Raw genomic sequence first — 20,400 nt, 5'->3', positions numbered from 1 at the left:
CGGCGCGCCGGCCGCCAGCGCGCCGCCCACGCCCATCGCCAAGGTGGCGCCGACCCCGGCCCCCGCGGCCAAGGCGCCGGCCGCCAGCGCCGCCCCGAGCGCGTCGGCCAATGGTTCGTACTACCTGCAGGCCGGTGCCTTCCGCGGCCAGGACGACGCCGAGTCGCTCAAGGCTCGCATCATCCTGCTGGGCCTGCCGGTGGCGGTGCAGAAGGCCGAAGTCAACGGCAAGCCGATCAACCGCGTGCGCGTCGGTCCGTTCGCCCGCCTGGACGACATGAACCGCGCCCGTGGCCGGCTGGGCGAGAACAAGATCGAAACGGCAGTGGTGCGCCAGTAACATGGCGCGCCCATCATGGTTTTTGATTGAACTAATCCAGGCCCGGCCCTGTCTGTAACCTCTTTGTTCAGGAACCTCAACCCATCATGCTGTCCCCCAAGCTCATCCGCATCCTGGCAGCCGCCGCGCTGACCGCCACCGCGTTCTTCAGCCCGGCCAGCCACGCCCAGGGCACCCAGGCCTATGTGCCGATCAATCCGCCGCTGCCGTCGGATACCCCGGGCAAGATCGAGGTCCTGGAATTCTTCGCCTACACCTGCCCGCACTGCGCCGCCATGGAACCCATGGTCGAGGACTGGGCCAAGACCAAGCCCGAAGACGTCGTGCTCAAGCAGGTGCCGATCGCCTTCAACGCCGGCATGAAGCCGCTGCAACAGCTGTACTACACCCTGGTGGCCCTGGATCGGCCGGATCTGCATGCCAAGGTCTTCACCGCCATCCACGGTGAGCACAAGCGCCTGATCGACAAGAAGGCCATGGGCGAGTGGGCCGCCGCGCAGGGCGTGGACCGCGCCAAGTTCGACTCGGTGTTCGATTCGTTCAGCGTGCAGACCCAGGTGCAGCGCGCCAACCAGCTGGCCGAAGCCTATCGCATCGAAGGCACGCCGTCGTTCGCCGTCGGCGGCAAGTTCATGACCTCGCCGGTCATGGCGGGCAACAGCTACGAAGGCGCCCTGCAGGAAGTGAACAAGCTGATCCCGATGGCCCGCGGCAAGTGATCCACGCCTGAACCGCGTTCATGACGACGCCCCGCGCCGACCGGCCGGGGCGTTTTTCATGGGGTCATCCCCAAGGCGGGCGCAGGCGGCAAAGCGCCCGCCGCGAGCTACACTTCCTCCCATAATTATTCGCCGCCACGCGCGGCCTACAAGGGGTGGAAGATGAGACAGCAATTCCTGCGCCGCGCGGCGCTGGGCGTGAGCCTGGCGCTGGCCGGCCTTGCGGCGCAAGCCAATGACGCCGACGGCGTGAAGATCGGCGTCCTGACGGACATGGCCGGCGTCACCGCCGACGCCACCGGGCGCGGCTCGGTCGAAGCGGCCCGCCTGGCGATCGAGGAACTGGGCGGCAGCGTGCTCGGCAAGCCCGTGGCGCTGGTATCGGGCGACCACCAGCACCGGCCCGACATCGGCAGCGGCATGGTGCGCAAGTGGTACGACACCGATGGCGTCGACGTGGTGGTGGACGTGCCCAATTCGTCGGTGGCGCTGGCGGTGCAGGGCATCGCGCGCGAAAAGAAAAAGCTGGTGCTGTTCTCCAGCCCCGGCACCACCGCGCTGACGCAGGCCCAGTGCTCGCCGTATGGCGTGCAATGGACCTACACCACCTACGCGCTGTCGCGCGGCACCGCCACCGCCGTGGTCAAGGAAGGCAACAAGCGCTGGTTCATCCTGGCGTCCGATTACGCCTTCGGCAAGCAGTTGGCCGCCGACACCGAGACCGTGGTCAAGGCCAACGGCGGCGAGGTCGTGGGCACGGTGTTCCATCCGCTCAACGCCTCGGATTTCGCCTCGTTCCTGCTGCAGGCGCAGGCATCCAAGGCGCAGATCATCGCCGTCGCCAACGCAGGCGGCGACACCATCTCGGCGATCAAGCAGGCGGCCGAATTCGGCATCGCCAGCGGCGGCCAGAAGCTGGCGGCGATGCTATTGCTGCTGACCGACGTGCACAGCCTGGGATTGCAGGCCGCGCAGCACACCTACCTGACGGTGCCGTCCTATTGGGACATGAACGACGGCACCCGCGCCTTCAGCAAGAAGTTCGAGGCCCGCCTGGGCCGCCCGCCCACCTTCCTGCAGGCCGGCGTCTACAGCTCGGTGCGCCACTACCTGCGCGCGGTGCAGGCGGCCGGCACCACCGATTCGGACGCGGTGATGGCCAAGATGAAGTCGATGCCGATCGACGACGCCTTCAGCCTGAACGCGCACATCCGCGAGGACGGCCTGGTGGTGCGCGACATGATGCTGGCGCAGGTCAAGTCACCCGACCAGTCCAAGGCGCCCTGGGACTACTACAACATCGTGCGCACCATTCCCGGCGACTCGCTCGCCTGGCCCCTGTCGGAAAGCCAATGTCCGCTGGTCAAGAAGTAGGCCCCCTGGCGCTGGCCGATTTCGGCAGCTTCTACGCGGGCGGGCGGCAGGCGCATATCAGCGGCCGCCCGGTGCGCGAGATCGCCTTCACCAAGACCGCCTCGCTGTCGTATGACCCCAACGGCCTGTACCACGTCGAACAGGCCTACGTGCAGTACTTCATCCCGGCCGAGCGCCGCCATCCGCTGCCGCTGGTGCTGCTGCACGGCGGCGGCATGACCGGCGCGATGTGGGAACAGACGCCGGACGGGCGGTCCGGCTGGCTGCAGCACTTCGTGCGGCAGGGCCATGCGGTGTATGTGGTCGACAACGTCGAGCGCGGTCGCGCCGGCTGGACGCCGTTCGAGGAGGTGTGGCCGGACGCGCCGATCGTGCGCAACGCCGAGGAAAGCTGGTCGCTGTTCCGCTTCGGCCGCGCCGAGGACTACGCGCAGCGCCGCGCCTTCGACGGCCAGCGCTTTCCGCTGGCGGCCTTCGATGATTTCATCCGCCACGCCGTGCCGCGCTGGCTCGGCAACAACGATGCGGCGCTGGCGGGCTTTTGCGCCGCGATGGAACGCATCGGCCCGTGCCTGGTGCTGGCGCACAGCCATGGCGGCGAAGTGGCCTACCGCGCGCTGCAGGCGCGGCCGGATCTGGTGCGCGGCGTCATCGGCATCGAACCGTCGGGCTTCTCGCAGGAGGTGGGCCCGGCCGCGGTGGCGGGCAAGCCCTTCCTGTTCGTCTACGGCGATTATCTGGACGCCACGCCGCTGTGGGCCAAGCTGGATGCGGCCGGGCAGGCCTACGCCGACCGCTTGGTTGCGCGCGGCGGCCGCGTCACCAGCTGGCGCCTGGCCGGCATGGGCGTCCGTGGCAACTCGCACATGCCCATGATGGACGACAACAGCGACGACATCGCCGCACGCATCGGCGCGTGGATCCGCGGCAACGCCTGAGGCGTCAGCCCTTGACCGCCGCGGCCTTTTCCAGCGCCTGCGTCAGGTCGGCAATGATGTCCTGCGGCGACTCCAGGCCGATGTGCAGGCGCACCAGCGCGTTCTGGCCCTCGCCCCAATAACGGTGGTGCGACAGGTCCTTGGGCGACACCAGCTGCACCAGGCTTTCGTAGCCGCCCCACGAGAAGCCGATGCCGAACAGTTCCAGTTCGTCCACGAACACGCGCGCGGCGGCCGGCGACAGACGCAGTTCGACCGACAGCATGCCGTTGGAGCCCGTGCAGTCGCGCTGCCACAGTGCATGGCCCGGATCCTGCGGCCAGGCGGGGTGGAACAGGCGCACAGTCTCGGGACGGCTCTTGAAGAACTCGCACACTTGCAGCGCGTGGCGCGCGTGTTGCGCCATGCGGATCGGCATGGTGCGCACGCCGCGCAGCGCCAGCCAGGCGTCGTCTGCGCTGATGGAGTAGCCCATCGCGTACTGGGTGCGGTTCAGTTTCTTGGCAATCGCCTCGTCATTGGTGACCACCGCGCCCAGCATCAGGTCGGAATGGCCGCCCACGTACTTGGTGCCGGCGATGACCGACACCTGCGCGCCCAGCGTCAGCGGCCGGTAGATGTAGCCCGAGCCCCAGGTGTTGTCGGTGGCCAGCACCAGGCCGTGGCGCTGCGCGATGGCGGCCATGGCGCCCATGTCGAGCATCTCGAACAGCAGCGAGCCGGGCGATTCCACGTACAGCAGCCTGGTGTTGGGCTGCACCAGCGCGTCCAGGTCCTCGCCGGCGGCGAAGTAGGTGACGGCGATGTTCATGCGCTTGAGCACGGCATCGTCCAGCTCGCGCATCGGGCCGTAGACGCAATCGGAGATCAGGGCGTGGTCGCCGGCCGAGCACAGCGCCAGCATCACCATGGTCATGGCCGACAGGCCGGACGACGCCAGGTAGGCGTGCGTGCCGCCTTCGAGCTGCGCGAAAACCTGCTCCAGCGCCGCGTGCGTGTCCATGCCCATGCGGCCATAGGTGGTGGCGCGGCCGCCGGCGGCCTTGTTGCGCTGGGCCTTTTCCAGGGCCGCCAGGTTCTCGAAACGCACCGTGCTGGCCCGCATCGGCGGCAGCGGCACCGGCGCCGTGCCCGTCTCGGGGTTGAACGGGGCTGTGCCCGCGTGCTGCAAAACCGTATCGATGTGTTTGGTAGCCATCTTCAAGAGGGAATGCTTGCGTATTGGGAGAACCCGAACCGTAGCAGGAACGCGCGCGGATGTCGCGCCCCCGGGGTCCGGTGTCAGTCGATCCAGCGCACCGCCGCGTCCAGGTCGGCGCGGCTGGTGCGGTAGCTGTTGGCCGGATGCGCGGCGTCGGCATAGCCGAACGAAATGGCGCAAACCACGCGGCGGTCGGCGCCGATGCCCAGCTGTTCGCGCAGCACCTCGGGATACATCGCCAGCGAGGCCTGCGCCACCGTGGCCACGCCGTTGGCCTGCGCCGCCAGCAGGAAATTGGCCACATAACCGCCGCAGTCGATGGCGCCGTATTCGCCCAGCGACTCGTCAGTGGTGATGATGGCCACGTGCGGCGCATCGAACAATTGGAAGTTGCGCAGTTCCTGGCGGCGGTAGGCCTCGCGGTCGCCGCGCGCCACGCCCACGGCCCCATACAACTGGAAGCCCGACTCGCGGCGCCGCGCCAGGTAGTCGCCCTGGTACTCGCGCGGGAACGGGAAATCGGGCGTGAAGCCCGCTTGCCCGGCGCGTTCCACCAGGGCCCGGCTCAGGCGCCGCGCGCCATCGCCCGAGGCCACCGTCACCTGCCACGGCTGGCAGTTGCACCAGGACGCGGTGCGCTGCGCCAGCGTCAGGATGCGTTCGATGGTGGCGCGCGGCACCGGCTCGGGCAGGAAGGCGCGGCAACTGTGGCGCGCGCGCAGCCAGTCTTCGAGCGCGGCGTCGGGACGCGCGACGGCGGATTCGGGTACGGCGGACATGGTGTCTCCTTGGTTTCCTCGTATGATGCCACTTGATTGCCGGCGCGCAAGGCGCCGCCCGACCCTGGCGAGACCCCATGCTGCCCCTCGATTCCCTGATCGCGTTCTTCGGCATTGCCGTATTGCTGGCCCTGACACCCGGGCCCGACAACCTGTTCGTGCTGATGCAATCGGCCATCTGGGGCCGCAAGGCCGGGCTGTTCGTGGTGCTGGGGCTGTGCACCGGGCTGCTGGGCCACACCGCCGCCGTGGCGCTCGGGCTGGCCGCCGTATTCGCCGCCTCGCCGGTGGCGTTCACGGTATTGAAGCTGGCCGGCGCAGCCTATCTGGCCTACCTGGCGTGGCAGATCCTGCGGGCGCCGGTGCATGCCGAGGACGGCCAGCGGCCCGAGCCGATGAAGACCTCCGCGCTGTACCGGCGCGGCATCGTCATGAACCTGACCAATCCCAAGGTGCTGCTGTTCTTCTTTGCCTTCCTGCCGCAGTTCACCTCGCCCAGGCTGGGCGCGGTGGGCTGGCAGACGGTGCAGCTGGGCGCGGTGTTCATGCTGGCCACGCTGCTGGTGTTCGGCGCGATCGCCTTCTTCTCGGGCGCGTTCGGCGAACTGCTGCAGCGCTCGGTCACGGCCAAGCGCTGGCTCAACCGCGTCGCGGCGCTGGTGTTCGTGGGGCTGGCCGTGCGGCTGGCGACGGCCACGCGCTGAGGCCACCTTCCGGCGCGGGCCTGGCGAAGTCCCGCCCGGCGAAGCCACGCGCGCCGGTTCGCGCCCGCGGGACGCCGCCGCGCAACGTGACGGGGAGCGGCGTCAGGCCGCCTTGAAGCGCACGATGCCGTCCGCGCCTTGGCTGCGCGTCAGCTTGCCTTCGAAATACAGCGCATGCAGGTGCGCCAGCGCCTCGCCCATGGCAAAGGTGAGCTGGTGCAGGTCGAGCTTGCGCTTGAACAGCACCGGCACGATGTCCGAGGTCGATTGCGGTCCGGCCTTACAGGCTTCCAGCACCTCGGCCAGGCGGTCGCGATGGTGCTCGTGCTGCTGCGCGATGCGTTCGTGCAGGCCCTTGAACGGCCGGCCATGCGACGGCAGCACCAGCGTGTCGCGCGGCACGTCGGCGTAGCCGTCGAGCGAGCGCAGGTACAGCGGCAGCGGGTTGGCGTCGGGCTCGTAGTCGAACACACTGACGTTGGTGGAGATGCGCGGCAGCACCATGTCGCCGGAGATCAGCACGCCCAGGTCGGGCGAATGCAGCGAGGCGTGCTCGGGCGCGTGGCCGTAGCCGACGATGACGCGCCAGTCGTGCGCGCCGATGCGCACCGCGTCGCCATGCATGATGCGGGTGTAGCGCGACGGCACGGCCGGCACCAGGTTGGGAAAGTAGTTGGCGCGCTGGCGGATCTGTTCCTGCGCGTCCGGATCGGTCAGGCCGTGGCGGGCGAAATGGTCGACCGCCGACTGGCCGCCAGGCCCGGCGCCGGCGTCATTGCGGCGCGACGACCACAGCGACGCGACCATGAAGTCGGTCATGGTCATCCACAGCCGCGCGTCCCAGCGTTCACAGAGCCAGTAGGCCAGGCCGATGTGGTCGGGGTGCATGTGGGTGACGATGACGCGCAGCACCGGCAGGCCTTCCAGTTCGTTCTCGAACACCTGTTCCCACAGCGTCTTGACCTCATCGCGCGAGATGCCGCAGTCGACGATGGTCCAGCCGTCGCGGCCGTCGATGCGGTCGCGCAGCAGCCAGAGATTGATATGATCCAGCGCGAACGGCAGCGGCATGCGGATCCACTTGACGCCCTCGGCCACCTGGTGGGCGCGGCCGGCTTCGGGCTGGAAATCGGCCCAGGGATACTGCAGCTTCTGTTCGTTGGGGTTCATTGCCTCGCTCTCCACGCTTGACGATCGCGTCAAGTCATCATAATTTACGTTTACGTAAACTGCCACACGTCGCATGTCCCCGTCAACCTGGACCATCTCCGAGCTCGCCCGCGAGTTCGACGTCACGCCCCGCACGATCCGCTTCTATGAAGACCAGGGGATCGTCAGCCCGGCGCGCGAGGGCCGCAACCGCATCTTCGGACCGCGCGACCGCACGCGCCTGAAGCTGGCCCTGCGCGGCAAGCGCCTGGGCCTGCAGTTGTCGGAGATCCTGACGCTGATCGACATGTACGACGGCCCCGGCGACACCGAGGTGCAGTTGCGCCAGTACCTGGCGGTGCTGGCCCAGCACCGCGCCACGCTGGAACAGCAGCGCCGCGACATCGAGGATACGCTGCAGGAGATCGCCGTGCAGGAACGCCAGTGCCACGAACTGCTGGCGCAGCAACGGTCCTGAAGCGCCTGACATGGCGATGCTGCAAACCTTCGCGCTGTTCGTCCTGACCGCGCTGGCCGAGATCATCGGCTGCTACCTGCCTTACCTGTGGCTGCGCCGCGGCCATTCCATCTGGCTGCTGGCGCCGGCTGCCGTCAGCCTGGCGCTGTTCGCCTGGCTGCTGACGCTGCACCCGACCGCGTCGGGGCGCGTGTATGCGGCCTATGGCGGGGTGTACATCGGCATGGCGCTGCTGTGGCTGTGGGCGGTCGATGGCGTGCGGCCCAGCGTCAGCGATTATGTCGGCGTGGGGCTGTGCCTGGCCGGCATGCTGGTGATCATATTCGGACCGAAGACGGCCTGACCGATTGCCGCGAAGGCGCGTGGGCGCACGACAGGCCAGCGCGCGCCGGCCCGTCCCAATGACGCGGCGCGACGCCGGTCCGCCTCTCCGAAAATGAAAAAGCGCGCTCCCCATGGAGCGCGCTTTGCGTTGCCTGCGCGGCATCCCGGCCGGGATGCGCGCCCCGGCGTCATTCCGCCTTGATGTTGCCTTCCTTGATGATGCGGGCGTTGTTGGCGAACTCGGCCTGCACCTGCTTGGCGAAAGCGTCGCCGGACGCGGTGCCCGGCTGCAGGTAGGACTTGGCCAGCAGGTCCTTGAACTCGGGGCTGGCCACGGCCTTGGCCAGCGCGGCCTGCAGCGGACCCGACACCGCCGGCGGCAGGTTGGCCGGGGCGAAGATGCCGAAGTTCGAGTAGTACTGCGCCTGCGGCAGCTTCAGTTCGGCCATGGTGGGCACGTCGGGCCAGGCGGCCAGGCGCTCGGGCGCCATCACCGCCAGCGGCTTGAGCGCGCCGCTGGCCACGTGCGGCAGCACCACGTCGGTGTTGACCACCAGCAGTTCGACCACGCCGCCCAGGCCGTCCGTCAGCGCCTGGCTGTTGCCGCGGTAGGGCACGTGCAGCATTCTGGTGCCGGTCTGCGTGGTCAGCGCCGCCATGCCGATGTGAGCCACCGTGCCCTGGCCCGGCGTGCCGTAGCGCACGCCGTCCGGATGCGACTTGGCGTACTCGATCAGGCCGGCGAAGTCCTTCACCGGCAGGGACTTGGTGGCGACGATGGCCACGGGCGCCACGGCCACGCTGGCCACCGGCGTCAGGTCCTTCATCGGGTCGTAGTTGGTCTTGGCCAGGTGCGGGAAGATGGTCAGCGGGCTGGTGGAAGCCAGCAGCAGGGTGGCGCCGTCCGGCTGGGCGCGCGCCACGAAGTCGGTGCCGACCGAGGCGCCCGCGCCGGGCTTGTTCTCGACGATGACGGTGGCGTTGGTTTCCTTGCGCAGCACGTCGCCCAGGCGGCGTCCGATCGCGTCGGCGCTGCCGCCGGCGGTGTAGGGCACGACCAAGGTGATGGGCTTGGCGGGCCAGCCCTGCGCCAGCGCGGCGCCGCCCGTCATGATTGCCAAGGCCGCCCCCGCGGCCGTGAACAGCATCTTCTTTTTCATGGCTTCCTTGTTGTGTTGCGTAGCACTGCGTCAGGTAATGCTTGAATCAACCGGCCAGATAGCGCTGCGTCAGCCGCACCCAGTAGCTCGCGCCCGGCGCGATCAGGGCGTCGTTGAAGTCGTAGCTGGTGTTGTGCAGCATGCAGGGGCCCAGGCCGTGGCCGGCCATGCGGTGATCGCCGTCGCCGTTGCCCAGGAACACGTAGCAGCCGGGCTTGGCCTGCAACAGAAAGGCGAAGTCCTCCGAGGCCATCACCGGCTCGATCACGCGGGCGTGGTCGGCGCCGGCCACCTCGCGCATGACCTGCATGCAGAACTCGGTTTCGGCGGGCGTGTTGATCAGCGCCGGGTAGCGGCGTTCGAAGTAGACCTCGGCCTCGCAGCCGTGGGCGGCGGCGATGCTGCCGGCGATCTCGTGCATGCGGCGCTCGATCAGGTCGACCACGTCGGTGCTGTAGGCGCGCACCGAGCCGCCCAGCCAGGCGCTGCCCGGGATCACGTTGATGACGCTGCCGCCGGCCTGCACCTGCGTGATGGACAGCACGGCGGCGTCCAGCGGGCGCTTGCTGCGGGTCAGGATGGTCTGCAGCGACTGGCCGATGGCGAACAGCGCCGGCACCGGGTCGGCGCAGTCGTGCGGCGCGGCGGCATGGCCGCCCTTGCCGCGCACGGTGATCTTGAAACCGTTGGCGGACGCCATCATCGGCCCGGCGCAGACGCCGAACGAGCCGGCTTCCAGGCCCGGCCAGTTGTGCATGCCGAACACGGCTTCGCAGGGGAAGCGCTCGAACAGGCCGTCCTGGATCATGGCGCGGCCACCGGCGCCGCCTTCCTCGGCCGGCTGGAAACAGAAATAGACGGTGCCGTCGAAGCCGCCTTCCTGTTGCAGGTGGCGCGCGGCGGCCAGCAGCATGGCGGTGTGGCCGTCATGGCCGCAGCCATGCATCTTGCCGTCGTGGCGCGAACGGTGTTCGAACTGGTTCTCTTCCTGCATCGGCAGGGCGTCCATGTCGGCGCGCAACATGATGGCGCGGTCGGAAGCGCCGCGCTTGATGACGCCGACCACGCCGGTCTTGGCGATGCCGGTGTGGGTCTCGATGCCCCAGCCGCGCAGGGCGTCGGCCACCACCTTGGCGGTGCGGTGCTCCTCGTAGCAGAGCTCGGGATGGGCGTGCAGGTCGCGCCGCAGCGCCACAATATCGTCGAGATTGGCCAGGTCGGACACCGCTGACTCCGTAACAAAATTTCAAGTTTCAAGGATCCGGGGAATAGTACCCAGGGGCGCCGCCGGGGACGCAAACATTTGCCTAGGGAAAACCCGACTCTTATTTACGTTTACGTAAACGTAATATTTGCGGTGCATCATTGCGTAGCCAGCGTCGATCAGCGCATCATGGGGCCACGCGGCGAGATCCGGCGCGATCGCAGGCGCCCATAAAAATGTAAGTACCCACTATCACGGAGACAGCGATGAACCTTCCTGGCCTGAACTTCGATCTGGGCGAAGACCTGGACATGCTGCGCGACGCCGTGCGCACTTTCGCGCAGGCCGAGATCGCGCCGCGCGCCGCCGAAGTCGACCGCAGCGACCAGTTCCCCATGGACCTGTGGCGCAAGTTCGGCGACCTGGGCGTGCTGGGCATGACGGCCAGCGAGGAATACGGCGGCGCCAACATGGGCTACCTGGCCCACATGGTGGCGATGGAGGAAATCTCCCGCGCCAGCGCGTCCATCGGCCTGTCCTATGGCGCCCACTCGAACCTGTGCGTCAACCAGATCAACCGCAACGGCACCCCGGCGCAGAAGGCCAAGTACCTGCCCAAGCTGATTTCCGGCGAGCACGTCGGCGCGCTGGCCATGAGCGAACCGGGCGCCGGCTCGGACGTGGTCAGCATGAAGCTGCGCGCCGACAAGAAGGGCGACCGCTACGTGCTGAACGGCTCCAAGATGTGGATCACCAACGGCCCCGACGCCGACACCCTGGTGGTCTATGCCAAGACCGACCCCGAGGCGCACCAGCGCGGCATCACCGCGTTCCTGGTGGAAAAGGGCTTCAAGGGTTTCTCGGTGGCGCAGAAGCTGGACAAGCTCGGCATGCGCGGCAGCCACACCGGCGAACTGGTGTTCCAGGATTGCGAGATCCCCGAGGAAAACGTGCTGGGCCAGGTCAACGGCGGCGTCAAGGTGCTGATGAGCGGCCTGGACTACGAACGCGCCGTGCTGTCCGGCGGCCCGGTCGGCATCATGCAGGCCGTGATGGACGTGGTGGTGCCGTACATCCATGACCGCAAGCAGTTCGGCCAGGCCATCGGCGAATTCCAGCTGATCCAGGGCAAGGTGGCCGACCTCTACACCACGCTGCAGGCCAGCCGCGCCTTCTGCTACCAAGTCGGCAAGAACCTCGACCGCCTGGGCGCCGAGCACGTGCGCCAGGTGCGCAAGGACTGCGCCGCGCTGATCCTGTACACCGCCGAGAAGGCCACCTGGATGGCCGGCGAGGGCGTGCAGATCCTGGGCGGCAATGGCTACATCAACGAGTACCCGGTGGGCCGCCTGTGGCGCGACGCCAAGCTGTATGAAATCGGCGCCGGCACCAGCGAGATCCGCCGCATGCTGATCGGCCGCGAGCTGTTCGCCGAGACGGCCTGAGTCCCACCCGGAAGTCGTTTGCCATGATCCGCACGTCCGACGTCCAGCACATCGAGCAGGCGCCCGCGCAGGGCCCCTCGCCGCTGGACGTCGCGCATCGCATCCTGGCCGGCTTCGACCGTCACTACGCGCTGTTCCGCTACAGCGCGCAGCGCGCCAAGGCGCTGTTCGAATCGGGCGACTGGCACGGCATCCAGCGCCTGTCGCGCGAACGCATCGAGTACTACGACATGCGCGTGCGCGAGTGCGCCAGCCAGCTCGAAGGCGTGCTGCGCGGGCGGCCCGAGGGCGCGGTCGGCGCCCATGGCACCAACGGCGCGAACGGCGCCGCGGGCGCCGCGCTGACTGAAACGCAGACCGCCTACTGGCAACAGATCAAGCAGGAATTCGTCGGCCTGCTGGGCGAGCATCGCCAGCCCGAATGCGCCGAGACCTTCTTCAACTCGGTGTCATGCCGGCTGCTGCACCGCGACTACTTCCACAACGATTTCCTGTTCGTGCGGCCGGCCGTGGCCACCGACTACCTGGACAGTCGCATGCCGTCGTACCGGGTCTACTACCCGGTGACCGAGGGCCTGCACAAAAGCCTGATCCGCATGGTGGCCGACTTCGGCCTGGCGCTGCCGTTCGAGGACCTGCCACGCGACACCCGCCTGCTGGCGCGCGCCGCCATCGGCCAGCTGCGACGGCAGTTGCCGCGCCACGTCGGCCGCCGCATCGCCAGCGACTGCCAGGTGCATGCGCTGGGCTCGCTGTTCTTTCGCAACAAGGGCGCCTACATCGTCGGCCGCCTGATCAACCAGGGCACCGTCTATCCCTTCGCCGTGGCGTTGACGCGCAACCCGGCCGGACAGGTGAACCTGGACGCGCTGCTGCTGGGCGCGGACGACCTGAGCACGCTGTTCAGCTTCACGCGCGCGTATTTCCTGGTGGACATGGAGACGCCCGCCGCGGTGGTCAACTTCCTGGCCAGCCTCTTGCCGCGCAAGCCCAAGGCCGAGCTGTACACCATGATCGGCCTGCAGAAGCAGGGCAAGACGCTGTTCTACCGCGACTTCCTGCACCACCTGGCGCATTCGCGCGACGCCTTCGACATCGCGCCCGGCATCAAGGGCATGGTGATGTGCGTGTTCACGCTGCCGTCCTATCCCTACGTGTTCAAGCTGATCAAGGACCATATCGACAAGGACGGCATGGACCACGCCACCGTGCGGCGCAAGTACCAGATGGTCAAGCTGCACGATCGCGTCGGCCGCATGGCCGATACCTGGGAATATTCGCAGGTGGCGCTGCCGCGCGCCCGCTTCGCGCCGCAGCTGCTCGACGAACTGCGGCGCCTGGTGCCCAGCCTGATCGAGGAAACCGGCGACACGGTGGTCATCCGCCACGTCTACATCGAACGGCGCATGACGCCGCTGAACCTGTACCTGAGCCAGGCGCCGGACGCGCTGCTGGAGCCGGCCGTGCGCGAATATGGCGACGCGATCCGCCAGCTGGCCGCCGCCAACATTTTCCCCGGCGACATGCTCTACAAGAACTTCGGCGTGACGCGGCTGGGCCGGGTCGTGTTCTACGACTACGACGAAATCCAGCGCATGACCGAGATGAATTTCCGACGGATTCCTCCCGCCCCCAACGAGGAAGCGGAAATGGCCTCCGAACCCTGGTATGCCGTCGGACCGAACGACGTCTTTCCGGAGGAATTCGGCCGCTTCCTGCTGGGCGACGCGCGTGTGCGCGGCGCCTTCCTGCGCCACCATGCCGACCTGCTGGAACCGGAGTGGTGGCAGGCCTGTCGCGCCCACGTGGCGCAAGGCCGGATCGAAGAATTTTTCCCTTACGATACGGACAGACGGCTGCGTCCGGCACCCGCTGGCGCCACCGCATAAAACACGCTGTCCCGACCCTCACAGGAGCTAGTCATGTCAGATCCCATCGTTATCGTTTCCGTCGCCCGCACGCCCATGGGCGGCATGCTCGGCAGCCTGTCCGGCCTGGCCGCGCACGAGCTGGGCTCGGTCGCCATCAAGGCGGCCGTCGAACGCGCCGGCCTCAAGCCCGAGCAGATCGAAGAAGTCATCATGGGCAACGTGCTGCAGGCCGGCCAGGGCCAGGCCCCGGCGCGCCAGGCCGCGCTGGGCGCGGGCCTGCCGCTGGGCGTGGCGTGCACCACCATCCACAAGGTGTGCGGTTCGGGCCTGAAGGCCGCCATGTTCGGCCACGACCTGCTGGCCGCGGGTTCGGCCAACATCGTCGTCGCCGGCGGCCAGGAAAGCATGAGCAACGCGCCCTACCTGATGCTCAAGGGCCGCCAGGGCTATCGCTACGGCCACAGCACCATCTATGACCACATGGCCCTGGACGGCCTGGAAGACGCCTACGACAAGGGCAAGGCCATGGGCGTGTTCGCCGAGGATTGCGCCGCCAAGTATTCGTTCACGCGCGAGCAGCAGGATGCGTTCTCGCTGGAATCGCTGCGCCGCGCCCGCGCCGCCACGGAAGACGGCAGCTTCAAGTGGGAAATCACTCCGGTCACGGTCGCCGGCCGCAAGGGCGACACCGTGATCGACACCGACGAGGCCCCCACCAAGGCCATGCCGGAAAAGATCCCCACGCTCAAGCCCGCGTTCAAGAAGGACGGCACCGTCACCGCCGCCAACTCGTCGTCGATCTCCGACGGCGCCGCCGCCATGGTGCTGATGCGCGCCTCCACCGCCGAGAAGCTCGGCATCAAGCCGCTGGCCCGCATCGTGGCGCACAGCCAGCACTCGCAGGAACCGAACTGGTTCACCACCGCGCCCGTCGGCGCGCTCAAGAACCTGTTCGCCAAGACCGGCTGGAAGGCCGAGGACGTGGACCTGTACGAGATCAACGAAGCGTTCGCCGTGGTCACCATGGCCGCCATGACCGACTTCAAGCTGCCGCACGACAAGGTCAACATCCACGGCGGCGCCACCGCCCTGGGCCACCCTATCGGCGCCTCCGGCGCGCGCCTGATGACCACGCTGATCGGCGCGCTGCGCAAGACCGGCGGCAAGCGCGGCGTGGCCACGCTGTGCATCGGCGGCGGTGAAGCCGTGGCGATGGCGATCGAGATGGTCTAAGGCGGTATTTCTCCCGAGGCGCGCTTTTTCCCTGGATGTCCCTGGGAAAAAGCGCCGCCTCGGGAGGCCGCAAGCCCGCGTAGCGGGCACACCGAGGGGCATCATTTCGCTGCGCCTTTTCCGCAAGGCGAAGTCCGCGACGGGTCGGTCGGCGGGCCGTGCGGGAGAGGCGCAACGAAATGCAGCTGAGTTAATCCATGACAAGAATGCCCGGCTCAGCGGGCAGCGAGACAAACCGCTCGACCCCGAGCGCCTTCAACATCCCATTAAGCAGGACGGGTGGTACCCCATGCCCATCATCGAATCCCGCATCAATCCGCGGTCGCAGGACTACACCGACAACGCGCGCGCCATGCAGGCGCAACTGGACGACCTGAGCCAGCAACTGGCGCGGACCGCGCTGGGCGGCAGCGAATCGTCGCGCGCCAAGCACGTGGCGCGCGGCAAGCTGCTGCCGCGCGACCGCGTCGAACAACTGATCGATCCGGGTTCGCCGTTCCTGGAACTGTCGCCGATGGCGGCGCACGGCATGTACGACGGCGACGCGCCGGGCGCGGGCGTCATCACCGGCATCGGCCGCATCGCCGGCACCGAATGCGTGATCGTCTGCAACGACGCCACCGTCAAGGGCGGCACCTACTACCCGATGACGGTCAAGAAGCACCTGCGGGCGCAGGAGATCGCCGCGCAGAACCGCCTGCCGTGCGTCTACCTGGTCGATTCCGGCGGCGCCAACCTGCCGCAGCAGGACGAGGTCTTTCCCGACCGCGAACACTTCGGCCGCATCTTCTACAACCAGGCGCAGATGTCGGCGCAGGGCATCGCGCAGATCGCGGTGGTGATGGGATCCTGCACCGCCGGCGGCGCCTACGTGCCCGCCATGAGCGACGAGTCCATCATCGTCAAGAACCAGGGCACCATCTTCCTGGGCGGCCCGCCGCTGGTGAAGGCCGCCACCGGCGAGGAAGTCAGCGCCGAGGACCTGGGCGGCGGCGACGTGCATACGCGCCTGTCGGGCGTGGCCGACCATCTGGCCGCCAACGACATGCACGCGCTGCAACTGGCGCGCGGCGCCGTGGCGCGCCTGAACCGCAAGAAGCCGGCGCCGCTGGCCACCGTGCCGGTGCGCGAGCCGCGCTACGATCCGGCCGAACTGAACGGCATCATCCCCGCCGACACGCGCAAGCCGTACGACGTGCGCGAGGTCATCGCGCGCATCGTCGACGGCTCCGAGTTCGACGAATTCAAGGCGCGCTTCGGCCCCACGCTGGTGACGGGCTTTGCCCACATCCACGGCATGCCGGTGGGCATCGTCGCCAACAACGGCATCCTGTTCTCGGAATCGGCGCAGAAGGGCGCGCACTTCATCGAGCTGTGCGCGCAGCGCAAGATCCCGCTGGTGTTCCTGCAGAACATCACCGGTTTCATGGTCGGCCGCAAGTACGAAAACGAAGGCATCGCGCGCCACGGCGCCAAGATGGTGACGGCGGTGGCCACCGCCAACGTGCCCAAGTTCACCGTGCTGATCGGCGGCTCGTTCGGCGCCGGCAACTACGGCATGTGCGGCCGCGCCTACTCGCCGCGCCTGCTGTTCATGTGGCCCAACGCGCGCATCTCGGTCATGGGCGGCGAGCAGGCCGCCAGCGTGCTGGCCACCGTCAAGCGCGACGGCATCGAGGCGCGCGGCGGCCAGTGGTCGGCGGCCGAGGAAGACGCCTTCAAGGCGCCGATCCGCGAGCAATACGAACGCGAGGGTCATCCGTACTACGCCACCGCGCGGCTGTGGGACGACGGCATCATCGCGCCGGCCGACACGCGCCGCGTGCTGGGGCTGGCGCTATCGGCGGCGCTGAACGCGCCGATCGAAGACACGCGCTTCGGCGTCTTCCGGATGTAGAAGAAAGCCCACCCCCTACGCGCTGCGCGCGCCCCCTCAAGGGGGCGACACCGGCGGACCGGCGAAGCCGGATCCGCGGTGTCCCCGATAAGGTCGGCGTGATGCGACGTGTGAGGGTTTTGGATGCAACGCGCTCGCCGCTGCAACGTAGTCAACGAATCATCCCAGTCTGGATAACGCCATGTTCGATACCCTGCTGATTGCCAACCGCGGCGAAATCGCCTGCCGCGTCGCCGCCACCGCCCGCCGCCTGGGCATCCGCACCGTCGCCGTCTATTCCGACGCCGACGCCAACGCCCGCCACGTCGCCGCCTGCGACGTCGCGGTGCACATTGGCGGCCCCGAGCCGCGCGCCAGCTACCTGCGCGCCGACGCCATTCTGCAGGCCGCGCGCGACACCGGCGCCCAAGCCATCCACCCCGGCTACGGCTTCCTGTCGGAAAACGAAGCCTTCGCCGAAGCCGCCGAACAGGCCGGCATCGCCTTCGTCGGTCCGCCGGCCTCGGCCATCGCCGCCATGGGCAGCAAGTCCGCCGCCAAGTCGCTGATGGAAAAGGCCGGCGTGCCGCTGGTGCCCGGCTACCACGGCGACAACCAGGACCCGCAATTCCTGAAGGAACAGGCCGACGCCATCGGCTACCCGGTGCTGATCAAGGCCAGCGCCGGCGGCGGCGGCAAGGGCATGCGCGTGGTCGAATCGTCCGGCGCATTCCTGGACGCGCTGGCCTCGTGCCAGCGCGAGGCCGCCTCCAGCTTCGGCGATGACCGCGTGCTGATCGAACGCTACCTGCAGAAGCCACGGCACATCGAGATCCAGGTGTTCGCCGACACCCACGGCAACTGCGTCTACCTGTTCGAGCGCGACTGCTCGGTGCAGCGCCGCCACCAGAAAGTGATCGAGGAAGCGCCCGCGCCCGGCATGACCGAGGAACGCCGCCGCGCCATGGGCGAGGCCGCGGTGGCCGCCGCGCGCGCGGTGGGCTACGTGGGCGCCGGCACGGTGGAATTCATCGCCGAGCCCGACGGCCGCTTCTACTTCATGGAAATGAACACGCGCCTGCAGGTCGAGCATCCGGTCACCGAGATGATCACCGGCCATGACCTGGTCGAATGGCAGCTGCGCGTGGCCGCCGGCCAGCCGCTGCCGGCGCGCCAGGAAGACCTGCGCATCCACGGCCACGCCATCGAGGCCCGCATCTACGCCGAGAACCCCGAGAAAGGCTTCCTGCCGTCGATCGGCACGCTGGCCTACCTGGGCCTGCCGGCCCACGTCGCCTTCGCCAACGGCGACATCCGCGTCGATGGCGGGGTGCGCACCGGCGACACGATCACGCCGTTCTACGACCCCATGATCGCCAAGCTGATCGTGCACGGCGCCGACCGCGACCAGGCCCGCGCCCGTATGCTGCAAGCGCTGGCGCAGACCCAGGCGGTGGGGGTGCAGACCAACGTCGCCTTCCTGTCGCGCCTGATGCGCGACAGCGCCTTCGCCGCGGCGGACCTCGACACCGGCCTGATCGAGCGCCAGCGCGCCACGCTGCTGCCGGAACCCACGCCGGCCGACGCCGCCACGCTGGCGCTGGCCACGGCCGCGGCGCTGGCCAGCCAGGGCCAGGCGCAATCGGCGCCGCAGGCCGCCGCCCCGGCCGATCCGTGGGACACGCGCGATGGCTGGCGCCTGGGCGGGCGCTACCAGCGCACGTTGCAGTGGATCGACAACGGCGAAACCCGTCACGTCACCGTCACGCGCCAGGGCGCCGACTGGACGCTGGACGGCGGCGACGGCGCCCGGCCCTTCGCCTGGCGCGCCGAGAACGTCAATGGCCCGGCGCGCGTGCTGCGCATCACGCTGGACGGCCGCGAGCGCGCCGGCACGGTGGTGCTGCACGCCGACAAGGCCCACGTCTTTGGCGACGGCGGCGCGCGCGTGCTGGACCTGTACGACCCGCTGGCGCATGCCCAGGACACCCAGGGCGACCACGGCGGCGGCCTGACCGCCCCCATGCCGGGCAAGATCATCTCCATTGCCGTCAAGGCCGGCGACAGCGTCACCAAGGGCCAGCCGCTGCTGGTGATGGAGGCCATGAAGATGGAGCACACCATCTCCGCGCCGGCCGACGGCAAGGTCGAGGAACTGTTCTACGCCGTGGGCGACCAGGTGACGGAAGGCGCCGAACTGGTGGCGATCGGCGCCTGAACGCGCGCGCCATCGCCGGCGTCCGCGGCGATGGCGTGTCTTTCCACAAGGGGCACGCATGGCCAGCCAGACGTCCTGCGCGTTGATCCAGGTCCCGCCGTCGGCACGGCTGGCCGGCATCGTGTCGCACCTGACCGGCTACCGCGAAAGCGGGCAAGGCGCCGGTATGCAGTGGCTCGAAGGCGCCCCGCTGACCGTGCCGCTGGTGATCAGCTTCGGCAGCCCTTTCGGCATCGGACTGGGCCGCGCGGACGCCGCGGCGCCCTGGTCCAGCTTTGCGTCCGGGCTGTATGCCGGCCCGGTGTTCGTCGCCTCCGACGGCGCCGCCGAATGCCTGCAGGTCGACTTCACGCTGCCCGGCGCGTACCGCTTCTTCGGCGGCATGGTCGCGGACCTGGCGAACCGCCTGGTCGACCTGGGCGACGCGCTGGGCCGCGATGGCCCGGCGCTGCGCGAGCGGCTGGGCAACCTGCCGGACTGGCCGCGGCGCTTCGCCCTGGTGGAGGCATTCATCCTCCGCCGCCTCGGCCGCGCCCCATCGGAACCGGTGACGCATGCCTACCGGCTACTGCTGCGCGACCACGGCACGTTGCGCATCGGCGCGCTGGCCGCCGAAATCGGCTGGAGCCGCAAGCACCTGCTGCACCGTTTCCGGGCCGAGATGGGCCTGGGCCCAAAAGCCCTGGCGCGCATGCTGCGCTTTCACCAGGCCTGCCGGCTGGCCCGGGTAGCGGGCAGCGAATGGGCCCAGGTGGCCGCCGCCGGCGGCTATGCCGACCAGGCGCATCTGGCGCGTGAATTCATCGACCTGGCGGGCGAATCGCCTCAGGCCTGGGCGCGGCGCCAGGCCGGGTAACAAATCTTCAAGACCGCGGCCCGCGCATCGGTTCATCATGAGTGCTCCCCTTTTGCTCAAGGAGCCGCCGATGAATCCGACGCCACAAGAACCTCCCCGCCTGTTTCCGACCTTGCGCTGCCATGACCCGGACGCGATGATGCGCTGGCTGGCCGATGTCATCGGCTTCACCGAACTAGCGGTCTACCGGGACGGCGGTGCGGTGCAACATGCCGAAATGGCCTGCGGCAGCTCCATCCTGATGCTGGGCCAGCATCGCGATGACGCGTACGGCAGGCAGGTCGGCGACCCGCAAGGCCGCCGCACCGACGCGCTGTATCTGGCGGTGGACGACCCCGACGCGCTCTACGCCAAGGTGAAAGCCAGCGGCACGACCATCGAGGCCGAACCGTACGACTCGCCGCACGGCAGCCGTGATTTCGCCTGCCGCGACCCCGAGGGCAATCTCTGGTATTTCGGCACCTACTGGCCCAAGGCGTAGCGTTCGCGCCCGAGCACCGGCCGCCTGGCGGGAATCGACTCTTAGTTTCC

19 protein-coding genes are annotated in these 20,400 nt (G+C 68.6%); 14 read left to right on the top strand and 5 right to left on the bottom strand.

The genetic code is table 11. From position 1 onward, the window contains the following. From DK459_RS25160 to DK459_RS25145, 4 genes are all read left to right on the top strand, one after another. Positions 1-340 (top strand): SPOR domain-containing protein (locus DK459_RS25160; RefSeq protein ID WP_199234310.1); only part of this gene is annotated, 340 nt, incomplete at its 5' end. A gap of 86 nt (positions 341-426) precedes the next feature. Beyond that, a complete protein-coding gene (locus DK459_RS25155; protein WP_006386972.1) occupies positions 427-1,059 on the top strand; it encodes a thiol:disulfide interchange protein DsbA/DsbL in 633 nt (210 codons plus the stop codon). Between the two features lie 162 nt (positions 1,060-1,221). Continuing rightward, positions 1,222-2,433 (top strand): ABC transporter substrate-binding protein, encoded by a 1,212-nt coding sequence (locus DK459_RS25150; RefSeq protein ID WP_006386971.1) that lies wholly within the window; start codon positions 1,222-1,224, stop codon positions 2,431-2,433. Further along, on the top strand, positions 2,412-3,371 hold the full coding sequence (locus tag DK459_RS25145) for a hypothetical protein (protein ID WP_110135134.1): 960 nt from the start codon (positions 2,412-2,414) through the stop codon (positions 3,369-3,371). The genes DK459_RS25150 and DK459_RS25145 overlap by 22 nt, the downstream gene beginning before the upstream one ends. 4 nt (positions 3,372-3,375) lie before the next feature. Here the strand turns inward: DK459_RS25145 and metC are convergent, their stop codons facing one another. Together metC and DK459_RS25135 are read right to left on the bottom strand one after the other, a co-directional pair. Beyond that, positions 3,376-4,569 carry a cystathionine beta-lyase gene (gene metC / locus DK459_RS25140; protein ID WP_024067389.1) on the bottom strand — a complete coding sequence of 398 codons (1,194 nt, stop codon included), beginning with the start codon at positions 4,567-4,569 and terminating at the stop codon, positions 3,376-3,378. Between the two features lie 83 nt (positions 4,570-4,652). Further along, positions 4,653-5,351 carry a nitroreductase gene (locus DK459_RS25135; protein WP_006386968.1) on the bottom strand — a complete coding sequence of 233 codons (699 nt, stop codon included), beginning with the start codon at positions 5,349-5,351 and terminating at the stop codon, positions 4,653-4,655. A gap of 77 nt (positions 5,352-5,428) precedes the next feature. On the opposite strand from DK459_RS25135, the gene DK459_RS25130 reads away from it, so the two are divergent. Next, positions 5,429-6,055, top strand: a complete 627-nt coding sequence (locus tag DK459_RS25130) for a LysE family translocator (protein WP_006386967.1) — start codon at positions 5,429-5,431, stop codon at positions 6,053-6,055. 102 nt (positions 6,056-6,157) lie between these two features. Here DK459_RS25130 and DK459_RS25125 read toward each other — a convergent pair whose 3' ends face one another. Next, positions 6,158-7,225, bottom strand: a complete 1,068-nt coding sequence (locus DK459_RS25125; RefSeq protein WP_006386966.1) for an MBL fold metallo-hydrolase — start codon at positions 7,223-7,225, stop codon at positions 6,158-6,160. 73 nt (positions 7,226-7,298) lie between these two features. Here DK459_RS25125 and DK459_RS25120 point away from each other — a divergent pair, with 73 nt between their 5' ends. Both DK459_RS25120 and DK459_RS25115 read left to right on the top strand, forming a co-directional pair. Then, positions 7,299-7,682, top strand: a complete 384-nt coding sequence (locus tag DK459_RS25120; RefSeq protein ID WP_006386965.1) for a MerR family DNA-binding transcriptional regulator — start codon at positions 7,299-7,301, stop codon at positions 7,680-7,682. A gap of 10 nt (positions 7,683-7,692) precedes the next feature. Next, positions 7,693-8,025, top strand: a complete 333-nt coding sequence (locus DK459_RS25115) for a YnfA family protein (RefSeq protein ID WP_026383980.1) — start codon at positions 7,693-7,695, stop codon at positions 8,023-8,025. 169 nt (positions 8,026-8,194) lie between these two features. Here DK459_RS25115 and DK459_RS25110 read toward each other — a convergent pair whose 3' ends face one another. Both DK459_RS25110 and DK459_RS25105 read right to left on the bottom strand, forming a co-directional pair. Further along, the gene (locus DK459_RS25110; protein WP_024067386.1) at positions 8,195-9,166 is read right to left on the bottom strand and encodes a tripartite tricarboxylate transporter substrate binding protein; all 972 of its coding nucleotides are present in this window, start codon (positions 9,164-9,166) and stop codon (positions 8,195-8,197) included. Between the two features lie 46 nt (positions 9,167-9,212). Beyond that, on the bottom strand, positions 9,213-10,391 hold the full coding sequence (locus tag DK459_RS25105; protein ID WP_006386962.1) for a M20 aminoacylase family protein: 1,179 nt from the start codon (positions 10,389-10,391) through the stop codon (positions 9,213-9,215). Positions 10,392-10,636: 245 nt separating this feature from the next. Between DK459_RS25105 and DK459_RS25100 the strand changes: the two genes are divergently transcribed. The 7 genes from DK459_RS25100 to DK459_RS25070 all read left to right on the top strand — a co-directional run bounded on the left by DK459_RS25100 (position 10,637) and on the right by DK459_RS25070 (position 20,350). Continuing rightward, positions 10,637-11,815, top strand: coding sequence for an isovaleryl-CoA dehydrogenase (locus DK459_RS25100; RefSeq protein ID WP_006386961.1), 1,179 nt, complete (start codon positions 10,637-10,639; stop codon positions 11,813-11,815). A gap of 23 nt (positions 11,816-11,838) precedes the next feature. Further along, positions 11,839-13,704, top strand: coding sequence for a bifunctional isocitrate dehydrogenase kinase/phosphatase (gene aceK / locus DK459_RS25095; RefSeq protein ID WP_024067384.1), 1,866 nt, complete (start codon positions 11,839-11,841; stop codon positions 13,702-13,704). Positions 13,705-13,737: 33 nt separating this feature from the next. Beyond that, positions 13,738-14,919: an acetyl-CoA C-acetyltransferase gene (locus DK459_RS25090; protein ID WP_006386959.1), complete on the top strand. Its 1,182-nt coding sequence runs from the start codon at positions 13,738-13,740 to the stop codon at positions 14,917-14,919. Positions 14,920-15,208: 289 nt separating this feature from the next. Next, complete coding sequence (locus DK459_RS25085; RefSeq protein ID WP_006386958.1) at positions 15,209-16,816, top strand: carboxyl transferase domain-containing protein; 1,608 nt, start codon at positions 15,209-15,211, stop codon at positions 16,814-16,816. Between the two features lie 181 nt (positions 16,817-16,997). Further along, the gene (locus tag DK459_RS25080) at positions 16,998-19,013 is read left to right on the top strand and encodes an acetyl/propionyl/methylcrotonyl-CoA carboxylase subunit alpha (protein WP_110135133.1); all 2,016 of its coding nucleotides are present in this window, start codon (positions 16,998-17,000) and stop codon (positions 19,011-19,013) included. A 58-nt stretch (positions 19,014-19,071) separates the two neighbouring features. Continuing rightward, positions 19,072-19,869 (top strand): AraC family transcriptional regulator, encoded by a 798-nt coding sequence (locus tag DK459_RS25075; RefSeq protein ID WP_054499286.1) that lies wholly within the window; start codon positions 19,072-19,074, stop codon positions 19,867-19,869. A 37-nt stretch (positions 19,870-19,906) separates the two neighbouring features. After that, entirely contained in the window at positions 19,907-20,350 is a 444-nt protein-coding gene (locus DK459_RS25070) for a VOC family protein (RefSeq protein ID WP_233256859.1), read from the top strand. Positions 20,351-20,400: the final 50 nt, after the last annotated feature.

Source organism: Achromobacter sp. RW408 (assembly GCF_003184165.1).
Classification (GTDB): domain Bacteria; phylum Pseudomonadota; class Gammaproteobacteria; order Burkholderiales; family Burkholderiaceae_B; genus Achromobacter; species Achromobacter xylosoxidans.
The sequence above is the reverse complement of the archived record's forward strand: the minus strand, read 5'-3'. Positions and strand labels throughout refer to the sequence as shown.

Coding starts and splice junctions, on each gene's coding strand:
- DK459_RS25155 (WP_006386972.1), top strand. CDS start 427: ATGCTGTCCCCCAAGCTCATCCGCATCCTGGCAGCCGCCGCGCTGACC.
- DK459_RS25150 (WP_006386971.1), top strand. CDS start 1,222: ATGAGACAGCAATTCCTGCGCCGCGCGGCGCTGGGCGTGAGCCTGGCG.
- DK459_RS25145 (WP_110135134.1), top strand. CDS start 2,412: ATGTCCGCTGGTCAAGAAGTAGGCCCCCTGGCGCTGGCCGATTTCGGC.
- metC (WP_024067389.1), bottom strand. CDS start 4,569: ATGGCTACCAAACACATCGATACGGTTTTGCAGCACGCGGGCACAGCC.
- DK459_RS25135 (WP_006386968.1), bottom strand. CDS start 5,351: ATGTCCGCCGTACCCGAATCCGCCGTCGCGCGTCCCGACGCCGCGCTC.
- DK459_RS25130 (WP_006386967.1), top strand. CDS start 5,429: ATGCTGCCCCTCGATTCCCTGATCGCGTTCTTCGGCATTGCCGTATTG.
- DK459_RS25125 (WP_006386966.1), bottom strand. CDS start 7,225: ATGAACCCCAACGAACAGAAGCTGCAGTATCCCTGGGCCGATTTCCAG.
- DK459_RS25120 (WP_006386965.1), top strand. CDS start 7,299: ATGTCCCCGTCAACCTGGACCATCTCCGAGCTCGCCCGCGAGTTCGAC.
- DK459_RS25115 (WP_026383980.1), top strand. CDS start 7,693: ATGGCGATGCTGCAAACCTTCGCGCTGTTCGTCCTGACCGCGCTGGCC.
- DK459_RS25110 (WP_024067386.1), bottom strand. CDS start 9,166: ATGAAAAAGAAGATGCTGTTCACGGCCGCGGGGGCGGCCTTGGCAATC.
- DK459_RS25100 (WP_006386961.1), top strand. CDS start 10,637: ATGAACCTTCCTGGCCTGAACTTCGATCTGGGCGAAGACCTGGACATG.
- aceK (WP_024067384.1), top strand. CDS start 11,839: ATGATCCGCACGTCCGACGTCCAGCACATCGAGCAGGCGCCCGCGCAG.
- DK459_RS25090 (WP_006386959.1), top strand. CDS start 13,738: ATGTCAGATCCCATCGTTATCGTTTCCGTCGCCCGCACGCCCATGGGC.
- DK459_RS25085 (WP_006386958.1), top strand. CDS start 15,209: ATGCCCATCATCGAATCCCGCATCAATCCGCGGTCGCAGGACTACACC.
- DK459_RS25080 (WP_110135133.1), top strand. CDS start 16,998: ATGTTCGATACCCTGCTGATTGCCAACCGCGGCGAAATCGCCTGCCGC.
- DK459_RS25075 (WP_054499286.1), top strand. CDS start 19,072: ATGGCCAGCCAGACGTCCTGCGCGTTGATCCAGGTCCCGCCGTCGGCA.
- DK459_RS25070 (WP_233256859.1), top strand. CDS start 19,907: ATGAGTGCTCCCCTTTTGCTCAAGGAGCCGCCGATGAATCCGACGCCA.